The organism is Promicromonospora panici, from assembly GCF_900608595.1.
Taxonomy (GTDB): Bacteria; Actinomycetota; Actinomycetes; order Actinomycetales; family Cellulomonadaceae; genus Promicromonospora; species Promicromonospora panici.
This window is the reverse complement of record NZ_UWYY01000045.1, coordinates 1-12,642: the sequence shown is the minus strand read 5'-3', so window position 1 is coordinate 12,642 and position 12,642 is coordinate 1. Positions and strand designations below refer to the sequence as shown.

At 70.9% G+C, this 12,642-nt stretch carries 7 protein-coding genes and 1 pseudogene; all 8 read left to right on the top strand.

What is annotated here, in order from left to right; translation table 11 throughout:
• The first annotated feature begins 143 nt into the window (after window positions 1-143).
• Complete coding sequence (locus EW117_RS28890) at window positions 144-1,406, top strand: winged helix-turn-helix domain-containing protein (protein WP_129790172.1); 1,263 nt, start codon at window positions 144-146, stop codon at window positions 1,404-1,406.
• A 41-nt stretch (window positions 1,407-1,447) separates the two neighbouring features.
• Window positions 1,448-3,154: a cation:proton antiporter family protein gene (locus EW117_RS28885; protein ID WP_242504644.1), complete on the top strand. Its 1,707-nt coding sequence runs from the start codon at window positions 1,448-1,450 to the stop codon at window positions 3,152-3,154.
• A gap of 113 nt (window positions 3,155-3,267) precedes the next feature.
• A pseudogene (gene secA, locus EW117_RS28880) lies at window positions 3,268-6,225 on the top strand (preprotein translocase subunit SecA).
• A gap of 298 nt (window positions 6,226-6,523) precedes the next feature.
• Window positions 6,524-7,822, top strand: a complete 1,299-nt coding sequence (locus EW117_RS28875) for a homoserine dehydrogenase (protein WP_129790170.1) — start codon at window positions 6,524-6,526, stop codon at window positions 7,820-7,822.
• A 72-nt stretch (window positions 7,823-7,894) separates the two neighbouring features.
• Entirely contained in the window at window positions 7,895-8,953 is a 1,059-nt protein-coding gene (gene thrC, locus EW117_RS28870) for a threonine synthase (protein ID WP_277986499.1), read from the top strand.
• Window positions 8,953-9,969 (top strand): homoserine kinase, encoded by a 1,017-nt coding sequence (gene thrB, locus EW117_RS28865; RefSeq protein ID WP_129790168.1) that lies wholly within the window; start codon window positions 8,953-8,955, stop codon window positions 9,967-9,969. The genes thrC and thrB overlap by 1 nt, the downstream gene beginning before the upstream one ends.
• 303 nt (window positions 9,970-10,272) lie before the next feature.
• Window positions 10,273-12,225 (top strand): transcription termination factor Rho, encoded by a 1,953-nt coding sequence (gene rho, locus EW117_RS28860; protein ID WP_165362916.1) that lies wholly within the window; start codon window positions 10,273-10,275, stop codon window positions 12,223-12,225.
• A gap of 132 nt (window positions 12,226-12,357) precedes the next feature.
• The gene (gene rpmE, locus EW117_RS28855) at window positions 12,358-12,576 is read left to right on the top strand and encodes a 50S ribosomal protein L31 (protein WP_129790167.1); all 219 of its coding nucleotides are present in this window, start codon (window positions 12,358-12,360) and stop codon (window positions 12,574-12,576) included.
• The last annotated feature ends 66 nt before the right edge of the window (window positions 12,577-12,642 follow it).

The window sequence follows — 12,642 nt, the reverse complement described above, 5'->3', positions numbered from 1 at the left end:
GTCGCCGTCGGCGTCGTATGGGTACCAAACCCCACCCCCGTTGGGTGCTGGACATTCGCCCTGCATCGGGCCCCGGAAGGGCGAATATCCAGAACTCAGCGGGCTGCGCGGGGAGTGTCAGTGGTGGCAGGCAGGATGGGGGCGTGCCATCGATCTCTCTTTCTCTCGACCAGGCCCGGCGCGTGGCGATCGCGGCCCAGGGCCTGCATCGCCCGCGCGCCGACGGGCCGCGCACCATGCGGCACGTGCAGGGCGTGATCGACCGGCTGGGCCTGTTCCAGATCGACTCGGTGAACGTCCTGGCGCGGGCCCACCTGCTGCCCCTGTTCGCGCGGCTCGGCCCGTACGACACGGACCTTCTGGACCGCGCCACGGCGTCGGGCAGGTACGCCCTGCGTACCGGCCGCCGCGCGGCCGAGGACCGCCGGCTCGTCGAGAGCTGGGCGCACGTAGCGGCCTACGTGCCGCCGCACGCCTGGCCGCTGCTGGCGTTCCGACGGCGGTGGTTCGCGCAGGACTACGACTGGCGGGAGCTCGACGGCGTCCGCCTGCCCGACGCACCGCAGGTCCAGGAGGTGCGCAACCTGGTGGCCGCGGAGGGACCGCTCTCGGCCTCCCAGATCCACGACCGATTCGTGTCCGAGGGGCGCTCCGTGCGCCGCAAGCGGGGCACGTGGTGGGACTGGAGCACCGAGAAGCGGGTGGTGGAGCACCTGTTCTTCACGGGCGAGGTGGTCTCGGCGGGGCGGAACGCGCAGTTCGAGCGGCTGTACGACCTACCAGAGCGCGTGCTGCCGCCGTCGGCCCTCGGGGAGGTGCCCGAAGCGGAGGCCAAGCGGGCCCTGCTGGAGCTCGGCGCGCGAGCGCATGGGATCGGCACGGCGCGCTGCCTCAAGGACTACTACCGGCTCCGGGGGCGGGTCGCGGACCAGGCGCTGGCCGACCTCGTCGACGAGGGGGTGCTGCTGCCCGCCCGGGTCGAGGGCGGCTCCGACCAGTGGTTCCTGCACCGCGACGCGGCCCGCCCGCGGCGGGCCGCCGGGCAGGCGCTGCTCGCGCCGTTCGACCCGCTGGTGTGGGAACGCAAGCGGCTGGAGCGGCTGTTCGGGATGCGGTACCGGATCGGCATCTACACTCCCGCCGCCCAGCGTGTGGACGGGTACTACGTGCTGCCGTTCCTCGAGGACGCGCAGCTCACCGCACGGGTGGATCTCAAGGCGGACCGCGCGGCCGGCGTGCTGCGCGTGCAGTCGGCGCACGCCGAGCCCACTGTGACGGAGAACACGCCGGCGCGGCTGGCGGCCGAGCTCGGCGCGATGGCGCGGTGGCTGGGGCTCGAGGGGGTGACTGTCGAGGCCAGGGGGACGCTTTCACCCGCGTTGCACGCGGCCGCGGCCACAGCCTGAAACGGTCACAGCCTGAAACACGCGACAACTAAACTCTGGTCATGGTCACCGCGGCGCTCTTTCTGATAGTTACGGTCGCGGCCGGGCTGGGGGCGGTGCTGCTCCGGCTGCCCCCGCTCGTGGGGTTCCTGGTGGCCGGGTTCGCCCTCCACGCGGCAGGCGTCGCGGAGCCGGGCTACCTCGGGACCATCGCCGACCTCGGTGTGACGCTGCTGCTGTTCGGCATCGGGCTCAAGCTCGACGTCAAGACGCTGGTGCGCAAGGAGGTGTGGTTCACCACGGTGGCCCACCTCGTGATGAGCGTCGCCATCGCCATGGGGTTCCTCGGGCTGCTCGCCGTGGTCGGGTTCTCGATGCTCGACGGCGACGGCTTGGGAGTGCTCGCCCTGCTCGGGCTGGCCCTCTCGTTCTCTTCCACGGTGTTCGTGGTCAAGGTGCTCGACGGCCGCTCCGACCAGTCCGCCCTCTACGGCCGGATCGCCATCGGTGTGCTGGTCATGCAGGACCTGATCGCCGTCGTCTTCCTCTCCGTGGCCACCGATCACCCGCCGAGCCTGTGGGCGTTCGCCCTCGTGCTGCTGATCCCCGGGGCCTGGCTGCTGCGCAAGGTGTGGTCGAGGGTGGGCCACGGTGAGCTGCAGGCGCTGTTCGGCGTGGCGGTCGCGCTCGGTCCTGGCTACGCGCTGTTCGACGCGGTCGGCCTCAAGGGTGACCTCGGCGCCCTGGTCATGGGCATGCTCCTGGCCGGCCATCCGGCGGCCACCGAGCTGTCGCGCAACCTGTTCACGGTCAAGGAGCTGCTGCTCGTCGGCTTCTTCGTGTCGATCGGCTTCTCCGGCGCGCTCACCTGGCAGGCCGCGGCGATCGGGCTGCTCCTGCTGCTCATGCTGCCGCTGCAGGGGATCGTGACGGCGGTGCTGCTGCGCCTGATGCGGCTGCGCAAACGCACGGCGATCCTGTCGGGGCTGGTGCTCGCCAACTACTCCGAGTTCGGCCTGATCGTCGTCGCCGTCGGCTCCCAGGCCGGTCTGCTGAACGACGAGTGGCTGGTCGTGCTCGCCGTCGCCGTGGCCGCGAGCTTCGTACTGTCCTCGGCCGTCAACACCCGCGGCAACGAGTACGCGATGGCGCTCGCCAAGCGGTTCCCGTCCAAGCCCAACGAGTGGCTGCACCGCGAGGAGCGGCTCATCGACGTGTCCGGTGCCGAGGCGCTGGTGCTCGGCATGGGGCGCGTGGGCCGCGGCGCCGTCCGCCAGCTGCGGGAGGACTACGGCATGAACGTCGTGGGCGTCGAGCACGACCCGGCGCGCGTCGCGACCCTGCGTACCCAGGGCTTCACGGTGGTGCAGGCCGACGCGACGGACATCGAGTTCTGGGGCAGGGTGCGCAGCGCCGGCGCCGTCCGGCTCGCGATCCTGGCCATGCCGTTCCACGCGGCCAACCTCATCGCGCTGTCCCAGCTGCGGGCGAGCGGTTTCGAGGGCACGGTCGCGGCCGTCGCCCGGTACGACGACGACGTGGCCGAGCTCGAGCGGCACGGTGCCGACGCGGTGTTCCACCTGTACGGCACGGCCGGTCAGGCGCTGGCCGACGAGGCGGCCGAGGTGGCGCTCGGGTACGCGGTGGCCGAGGGGATGCGCGACGTGCAGGCGGGTCGCCGGGGCGTGCAGGCGGAGCGCCCGGCGCCGTCGGAACCGTTCGCCGACACGGCATCGGTGACTCCGACGGAACTCGGCGAGCCTCGCTGACGTTACCCCTGGAGCGAACCCGCCGGTCCGCCGCCGGTCTTTGGGCCACACGCCCAGGTTTACGGCCTACGATGGACGACGGCGAAACTTGACCTCGAGCTGGGAGAACCCGCGTGTCCATCCTCGACAAGGTCCTGCGCATAGGCGAAGGACGTGTCCTGAAGAAGCTGCATTCCGTGGCTGAGCAGGTGAACCGCTTGGAGCCCAGCTTTGTCGAGCTGAGCGACACCGAGCTGCGTGAGGAGACCGCACGTTTCAGGGAACGGCTGGAGCACGGCGCCACCCTGGACGAGCTGATGCCGGAGGCGTTTGCTGCGATCCGGGAGGCGGCGCACCGCACGCTCGGCCAGCGGCATTTCGACGTCCAGATCATGGGCGGTGCGGCGCTGCACCTCGGCAACATCGCCGAGATGCGTACCGGTGAGGGCAAGACGCTGGTGGCGACGACCGCCGCGTACCTCAACGGGCTGACGGGCGACGGCGTCCACGTCATCACCACGAACGACTACCTGGCCAAGTACCAGGGTGAGCTGATGGGCCGCGTCTTCCGGTTCATGGGCATGACGACGGGCGTGATCCTGTCGGGGCAGACGCCGGCGCAGCGCCGCGAGATGTACGCCGCCGACATCACCTACGGCACGAACAACGAGTTCGGCTTCGACTACCTGCGCGACAACATGGCGTGGTCGGTGGACGACCTGGTGCAGCGCGGCCACAACTTCGCCGTCGTCGACGAGGTCGACTCGATCCTCATCGACGAGGCCCGCACGCCGCTGATCATCTCCGGCCCCGCGGCCGGCGACGCGAACCGCTGGTACAACGAGTTTGCGAAGGTCGTGCGCCGCCTGGTCCCCACGGTGGACTACGAGGTGGACGAGAAGAAGCGCACGGTCGGTGTGCTCGAGCCGGGTATCGCGAAGATCGAGGACTACCTCGGCATCGACAACCTCTACGAGTCGCTCAACACGCCGCTGATCGGGTTCCTAAACAACGCCATCAAGGCGAAGGAGCTGTTCAAGCGCGACAAGGACTACGTCGTGCTGAACGGCGAGGTCATGATCGTCGACGAGCACACGGGCCGTATCCTCGCCGGCCGTCGCTACAACGAGGGCATGCACCAGGCCATCGAGGCCAAGGAGGGGGTGGAGATCAAGGCGGAGAACCAGACGCTCGCCACGATCACCCTCCAGAACTACTTCCGCCTGTACAGCAAGCTTTCCGGGATGACCGGTACGGCCGAGACCGAGGCCGCCGAGTTCCAGGGCACGTACAAGCTCGGCGTCGTGCCGATCCCGACGAACCGGCCGCCGCAGCGCCTCGACCAGCCCGACCTCGTCTACAAGAACGAGGACGGCAAGTTCAACGCGGTGGTGGCCGACATCGTGGAGCGGCACGCCTACGGGCAGCCGGTCCTGGTGGGTACCACCAGCGTCGAGAAGTCGGAGCTGCTGAGCGCCAAGCTGAAGAAGGCCGGCGTGCCGCACAACGTGCTCAACGCGAAGGAGCACGAGCGCGAGGCCGCGGTCGTCGCGATGGCGGGCCGCAAGGGCGCCGTCACGGTCGCCACCAACATGGCCGGCCGTGGTACCGACATCATGCTCGGCGGCAACGCGGAGTACCTCGCGGTGTCCGAGCTCGCGGAGCGGGGCCTCGACCCGGTCGAGACGCCCGACGAGTACGAGGCGGCCTGGCCGGAGGCGCTGGAGAAGGCGAAGGCCCGCGTCGCGGCGGAGCACGACGAGGTGAAGGAGGCAGGCGGCCTGTACGTGCTCGGCACCGAGCGCCACGAGTCCCGCCGCATCGACAACCAGCTGCGTGGCCGTTCCGGCCGGCAGGGCGACCCGGGGGAGTCCCGGTTCTACCTGTCGATGCAGGACGACCTGATGCGCCTGTTCAACTCCGGCCTCGCCGAGTCGATGATGAACCGCGCCGGCTTCCCGGACGACATGCCGCTGGAGTCCAAGATGGTCACGCGCGGCATCATGTCCGCGCAGGGCCAGGTGGAGTCCCGCAACTTCGAGATCCGCAAGAACGTCCTCAAGTACGACGACGTCCTCTCCCGGCAGCGCAGCGTGATCTACGCCGAGCGTCTGCGGGTGCTCGAGGGTGAGGACCTGCGCGAGCAGGTGCAGCACTTCCTCACCGACACCATCACGGAGTACGTGACCAACGCGACGGCGGAGGGCACCCCGGAGCAGTGGGACCTTGACGCCCTGTGGACGGCGCTCAAGGCCGTGTACCCGGTGTCGCTCACGCCCGACGAGATCGCCGAGGAGGCCGGCGGCATCGACCGGCTCACCGGCGAGATGCTGCTGGACGAGATCCTGTCCGACGCGCGCGTGGCCTACGAGGCGCGCGAGGAAGAGCTCACGTCTCCGGCCATGCGCCAGCTGGAGCGCCGCGTGGTGCTCTCGGTGCTGGACCGCAAGTGGCGCGAGCACCTCTACGAGATGGACTACCTCAAGGAGGGCATCGGGCTGCGCGCCATGGCGCAGCGCGACCCGCTGGTCGAGTACCAGCGCGAGGGCTTCCAGCTGTTCCAGGCCATGACCGACGCCATCAAGGAGGAGTCGGTCGGGTTCCTGTTCAACCTCGAGGTCACGGTGCAGCAGCCGGGTGCGGAGCAGGCCGGCGACGGCGGTCCGGAGCTGCCCACCGTCGGACCGGTCCCGCCGCGCGGCCGCCTGGGCACCGGCCAGCCGGACGCCCCGCCGACCACGCAGATACCCGCTGTCCAGCCGGCCTCCGTGCCGCGACAGGAGCAGCCGGGCCAGCCGCCCGCGCCGCGGCCCCGTCGTGCGGCGGGCGCCGCCACGGAGCCGATCCTGCTGGCCAAGGGCCTCGACACCCCGAGGCAGCAGCCGCTGACCTACTCGGCGCCGAACGAGGACGGTTCGGGCTCGGCGTTCGTGCAGTCGTCCGACGGCGCCCGCCGTCGTGCCGCGCTGCACGGTGAGGCGACGGCCGCCGCGAGTGACGGCCGTACGTTCCCCGGCACGCCGCGCAACGCGCAGTGCCCGTGCGGCTCGGGCAAGAAGTACAAGGTCTGCCACGGAGTAAACGAGGCCTGACCCGCACCGCCCGTCGCTCCTCGCCGAAGTAGAACCAGGGCGAGACAGAACTCTGGCGAGGTAGAACCAGGGCGAAGTAGAACTGTGGCGAGACAGAACCGCAGCGAGGCACTCGCCGACCGCTGCGGTTCTGTCTCGCCACAGTTCTATCTCGCCCTGGTTCTACCTCGGCGCTTCCGTGGTGAGACACGGACCTCGCGTGTCAGATGCTCCGGTTACCCTGATCGCAACGTCCGGAACTCCTCGTGTGGACCTGCACCGGACCGGACCGTTTCCCGAAAACGAAAGCAGGATCGCTGTGCCTGTCCACGTTCCCGAGCCCGCACGCGGGCTGCGTGTTGCACTGCTCGGCTGCGGCGTCGTGGGCACAGAGGTGGCCAGGATGCTGCTCGACCAGGGCGTGGATCTCGCCGCCCGGGTCGGTGCGCCGCTCGAGCTCGCCGGGATCGCCGTCCGCGACGTCGCTCGCCCCCGCGACGCGGTCATCCCGCGCGACCTCCTGACGGAGGACGTCGAGCCCCTGGTGGATGACGCGGACATCGTCATCGAGGTGATGGGCGGCATCGAGCCGGCGCGCGGCCTGCTGCTGCGCGCCATCGAGAGCGGCGCCGCCGTCGTCACGGCCAACAAGGCACTGCTGGCAGCGGACGGCCCCACGCTCTACAAGGCCGCGGACTCCGCCGGCGTCGACATCTACTACGAGGCCGCCGTAGCGGGCGCCATCCCGATCGTGCGTCCCGTGCGCGAGTCCCTCGCGGGCGACCACGTACGCCGGGTTCTCGGCATCGTCAACGGCACCACGAACTACGTGCTGGACCAGATGGCCACGACCGGCCTCGACCTCGATGAGGCGGTCAAACAGGCGCAGGAGCTCGGTTACGCGGAGGCGGACCCCACCGCCGACGTCCAGGGGTACGACGCCGCGGCCAAGGCCGCGATCCTCGCCAGCCTCGCCTTCCACACCCGCGTCTCGGCGGACGACGTCGCCCGCGAGGGCATCACGGGCATCACGTCTGACGACGTCGCCTGGGCCGCCCGGACCGGCCACGCCGTGAAGCTGCTGGCCATCGCCGAGCAGACCGGCGAGGGCGTCTCCGTGCGCGTGCACCCCGCGCTCGTACCGCTCGACCATCCGCTGGCGGGCGTGAAGGGCGCGTTCAACGCGATCTTCGTCGAGGCCGACGCCGCAGGCCCGCTCATGTTCTACGGCCAGGGCGCCGGCGGCCGTCCGACGGCGTCGGCGGTGGTGGGCGACGTCGTCGCGGCGGCCCGCCACCGCGTGCTGGGCGGCAAGGGCCCGCAGGAGTCCACCTACGCGGCCCGCCCCCTGCTGCCGGCGGACGCCGCCGTGACGCGCTACCAGGTCCGCCTGCTCGTCGCCGACCTGCCGGGTGTTCTCGCCCAGGTCGCTGGCGTGGTGGGCGATCACGGCGTGTCGATCGACACGGTGCGCCAGACTGGGCCCTCCGAGGGCACCGCCGAGCTGCTCCTGACCACCCACGCCGCCCGCGAGGCGTCGTTGGCTGCCACCATCGCGGCGGTGCGCAAGCTCGAACCGGTCCGCGAGATCACGTCCGTCCTGAGAGTCGAAGGCTGAACCGTGCCTCCTGTACTGCCCGCTGAACCGAACGTCCCGTCCGCTGCCTCCGGCGCGAATTCCGCCTCGCGCCTGTGGCGCGGCGTGATCGCCGAGTACGCCGACCGCATGCCCGCCCACGTGCGGCAGAAGATCGTGACGCTGGGCGAGGGCGGCACGCCGCTGGTCCCCGCCCCGGCGCTGTCCGAGCGCACGGGCGCCGACGTCTACGTCAAGGTCGAGGGCATGAACCCGACCGGATCGTTCAAGGACCGCGGGATGACCGCGGCGATCTCGGCGGCTGCCGGGCGCGGCGCCCGGGTCGTGGTGTGCGCGTCGACGGGCAACACGTCGGCGTCGGCCGCCGCGTACGCGACGCGCGCCGGCATGATCTGCGCGGTGCTCGTGCCGGACGGCAAGATCGCCATGGGCAAGCTGAGCCAGGCGGTCGCGCACGGCGCGCGCCTGCTCCAGGTGGACGGCAACTTCGACGACTGCCTCGTCGCGGCCCGCAAGCTCGCCGACACCCATCCGGTCGAGCTCGTGAACTCGGTGAACCCCGACCGCATCGAGGGGCAGAAGACCGCCGCGTTCGAGATCGTGGACGCGCTCGGCGACGCCCCGGACATCCACCTGCTGCCCGTCGGCAACGCCGGGAACATCACGGCGTACTGGAAGGGCTTCCGGGAGTACGCCGACGCCGGGGTCGCGAGCCGGACGCCCGCCATGTGGGGCTTCCAGGCCGCGGGCGCAGCCCCGATCGTGAAGGGTCACCCGGTCGACGAGCCGGACACGATCGCCACCGCGATCCGCATCGGCAACCCCGCCTCGTGGCAGCTCGCCGAGGAAGCCAGGGACGCCTCGGGCGGTGTCATCGAGGCCGTGACCGACGAGCAGATCCTCGCCGCGCACCGGATTCTGTCCGCCGAGGTGGGCGTGTTCGTCGAGCCGGCGTCCGCGGCCGGCGTCGCGGGCCTCCTGGCACGCCATGAGCGTGGCCTGGTGCCCGCGGGGTCGCGCATCACCATCACGGTGACCGGCCACGGGCTCAAGGACCCGAGCTGGGCGCTCCGGACGCCCGACGGCGGCGAGGTGGAGCCCGTGCGGGTCTCCGCCGACGTCGTGTCGATCGCCGACGCACTGTCACTCTGATGCAGCTCGGCGCCGACCACGTGCGGGTCAGGGTGCCCGCCACCAGCGCGAACCTGGGACCGGGGTTCGACTCGCTCGGCCTTGCCCTCGCCCTGTACGACGAGGTCGAGGTGCGCCTCGTGGCAGCCGACGAGGTCGTGGTCGAGGTCGAGGGCGAAGGCGCCGGGGAGGTCGCTCTCGGGGAGGACCACCTGGTCGTCCGAGCGCTGCGGCGCACCATGGACCTGGCCGGCGCCGTACCCACCGGCATCCATATGACGTGCCACAACGTGATTCCCCACGGCCGGGGTCTCGGGTCGTCGTCGGCGGCGGTGGTGGCCGGGATCGTCGCCGCTCGCGCCCTGCTGGCCGAGCCGCGGGCCGTCGACGCGGCGGCGGTGCTGGCGCTCGCCACGGAGTTCGAGGGGCACCCCGACAACGCGGCGCCAGCGATCCAGGGCGGGGCCACAGTCGCCTGGACAACGGCCGACGGCCCGCGCGCCGTCGGCCTGGACGTCGACCCGACCATCGAGGCCACCGTGCTGGTGCCCGACGCCCGCCTCGCGACCGCCCGGGCGCGGGCCGCGCTGCCGGCGCGGGTGTCGCACGCCGACGCCGCGTTCACGGCGGGCCGGGCGGCGCTGCTGGTGGAGGCACTGGCCCGACGTCCGGAGCTGCTGTTCGACGCCACCGAGGACCGGCTGCACCAGCCCTACCGAGCGGCCGTCCTGGGGGCCTCCAGCGAGCTCCTGCGAGCTCTGCGGGACGAGGGCGTGCCCGCTACCGTCTCCGGTGCGGGGCCGACCGTTCTGGTGCTCGCCGGACCGGAGCACCGGGCCCGGCGGGACGCCGTCCTGGCGGATCTCGTGGACGAGACGGCCGGTTGGCGACGGTTGAGCCCGGGGATCGACATGACCGGTGCTCGCGCGCGGAGAATTATCGGAAACACAGGTGCGCTATCGTCCGGCTCGTCAGGTGCAACCGGGAGTCAAGTCGTACCAGGATCGCCGGCAGTACGGGGTGGTAGTATGCAGTGAACCTTCGGGATAGCACGTCCTGAGCCATGGTGGCGGGAACTCGGATTCAACATCGGATCCCCACCGCCTAATCCGGCAGAGTTCCTACACTCAGTAGAGCCTCAGCCGCTCATCCGTGCCCGTAGCAGGCCGTGACCAACGGCCACCGCATCTCGCGAGAAGGCAGACAACGCCCCCGTCAGCCGTCGTCGTCGTACCACGGATGCGAGGTTTTCCGCGTTCCGGCCATTCAGCGCCGGGCGCCCACTATCCCGCGGCCCGCGATCACGCGACCAGCCGCAGTTCGAGGGGGAAGGGTCCTTCGTGACAGACACCACCGATAACGCTCAGTCAGCCGCCGGCCGCGTGGCCGGGACCGGAGCACTGAGCAGCATGCGCCTCGCCGAGCTCCAGGCACTCGCCGGAGACCTGGGCGTGAAGGGCACCTCCAGGATGCGCAAGAGCGACCTCGTGGACACCATCCGCGAGAAGACGGGCGGCGCGACGAAGCGTCCGAACCGTGCCGCTTCCGCCGTGGAGCAGCCCACTGACAACGCAGAGCAGCCCACGAACAACGAAAAGTCCGCCCGTGCCGAGGCGCCGGTCGCCGCCGCCGAGGTCACCACCTCGGGTGTGCGCGCCGCCGCGAGTACGGATGCCGAGAAGGCCGCCCGTCTGGCCCAGCTGGCGGAGGCCGTGGCGGCCCCGCGCGAGCAGGGCGGCGGACGCCGCTCAGGCCGTGGCCAGGGCGCTCCCGAGGGGAACGCCGAGAAGGCGGGCGACGACAAGGGCCGCAACGGCCAGTCCGGCAACGGCCGGCAGAACGCCCGGAGCAACGATCGCGGAGGCGAGCGCGCCACCGAGCGGACCGCCGACCGGAACGAGCGCGGCAACACGCGCACCGCAGAGCGGACCAACGACCGCGCGGCCGACCGCGGCAACGAGCGTGCCAACGAACTCGACGAGGACCGCAACTCGCGCCGCCGTCGTGGCCGGGACCGGGGCCGGGACCGCAAGCGTGGCCGCGGCCGCCAGGGGCCGGACGTCGCGGGCCTCGAGAGCGTCGAGGTGCGTGACGACGACGTGCTGCTGCCCGTCGCCGGCATCCTCGACATCCTCGACAACTACGCGTTCGTCCGGACGTCGGGCTACCTGCCCGGCAACAACGACGTCTACGTGTCGCTGAACCAGGTCAAGAAGGCCGGCCTGCGCCGCGGCGACGCCGTCGTCGGCGCCGTGCGGCAGCCGCGCGACGGCGAGGAGCCGCCGCAGCAGCCGACCGGCCGCAACGCCAAGGTCAACAAGTTCAACGCCCTGGTGCGCCTGGACTCCGTGAACGGCATGACGCCGGAGGAGGCGCGTGAGCGCCCCGAGTTCACCAAGCTGACGCCGCTCTACCCGCAGGAGCGCCTGCGCCTGGAGAACCCGGAGGCGACCAAGCTCACGCCGCGCGTGATCGACATAGTCGCGCCGATCGGCAAGGGCCAGCGTGGCCTCATCGTCGCGCCGCCCAAGGCCGGCAAGACGCTGATGATGCAGCAGATCGCCAACGCGATCACCGCCAACAACCCTGAGGTCCACCTCATGGTCGTACTGGTGGACGAGCGTCCGGAAGAGGTCACCGACTTCGAGCGCTCGGTCAAGGGCGAGGTCATCTCCTCGACGTTCGACCGGCACGCCTCGGACCACACGCTGGTCGCCGAGCTCGCCATCGAGCGGGCCAAGCGCCTCGTGGAGCTGGGCCAGGACGTCGTGGTGCTGCTCGACGGCATCACCCGCCTGTCGCGCGCCTACAACCTGGCCGCCCCGGCGTCGGGCCGGATCCTGTCCGGTGGTGTGGACGCCGCGGCGCTCTACCCGCCCAAGAAGTTCTTCGGCGCCGCCCGCAACATCGAGGACGGCGGCTCGCTGACCATCCTGGCCACCGCGCTGGTCGAGACCGGCTCGAAGATGGACGAGGTGATCTTCGAGGAGTTCAAGGGCACCGGCAACATGGAGCTGCGGCTCTCGCGGTCCCTGGCCGAGAAGCGCATCTTCCCGGCGATCGACGTCAACAGCTCGAGCACCCGGCGCGAGGAGATCCTCATGTCGAAGGACGAGCTCGCCATCGTCTACAAGCTGCGCCGCGTCATGGGCGCGCTCGACCAGACGCAGGCCGCCGAGCTCCTGCTCGGCCAGCTCCGGAAGACCAAGACGAACGTCGAGTTCCTTCTGCACGTGCAGAAGACGACGCCGGGCGGCCTGACGGAGGACGAGAACGTGGGCGAGACCGTCTGACGGTCCGGCCCACGTCACACCGGTCTTCCTCGCCCGCACGGGCGAGGTAGTGGCAGAATGATTGGCTGGCTCGCTGGTTCACGTCTCTGCGGTTCTGCAGGGCGACCCAGCGGCATCACACCAAGGAGCAACATGAGGGCTGGAATCCACCCCGAGTACGTCGTCACCCAGGTCACTTGCACCTGCGGGAACACGTTCACGACGCGCAGCACCGAGACGTCCGGCAAGATCGCCGCCGACGTCTGCAGCGCCTGCCACCCGTTCTACACGGGCAAGCAGAAGATCATGGACACCGGTGGCCGCGTGGCCCGGTTCCAGGCGCGCTACGGCAAGAAGACCGCCGACAAGTAGCGACTTCGCAGCGCCGGTGGTCCGGCCCGACAACCTCTCCAGGGGCAGTCGGGCTCGGACCACCGG

Excerpts from the sequence above, each read along its gene's own strand:
- EW117_RS28885 (WP_242504644.1), top strand. The coding sequence starts at position 1,448 with ATGGTCACCGCGGCGCTCTTTCTGATAGTTACGGTCGCGGCCGGGCTG.
- thrB (WP_129790168.1), top strand. The coding sequence starts at position 8,953 with ATGCAGCTCGGCGCCGACCACGTGCGGGTCAGGGTGCCCGCCACCAGC.
- rpmE (WP_129790167.1), top strand. The coding sequence starts at position 12,358 with ATGAGGGCTGGAATCCACCCCGAGTACGTCGTCACCCAGGTCACTTGC.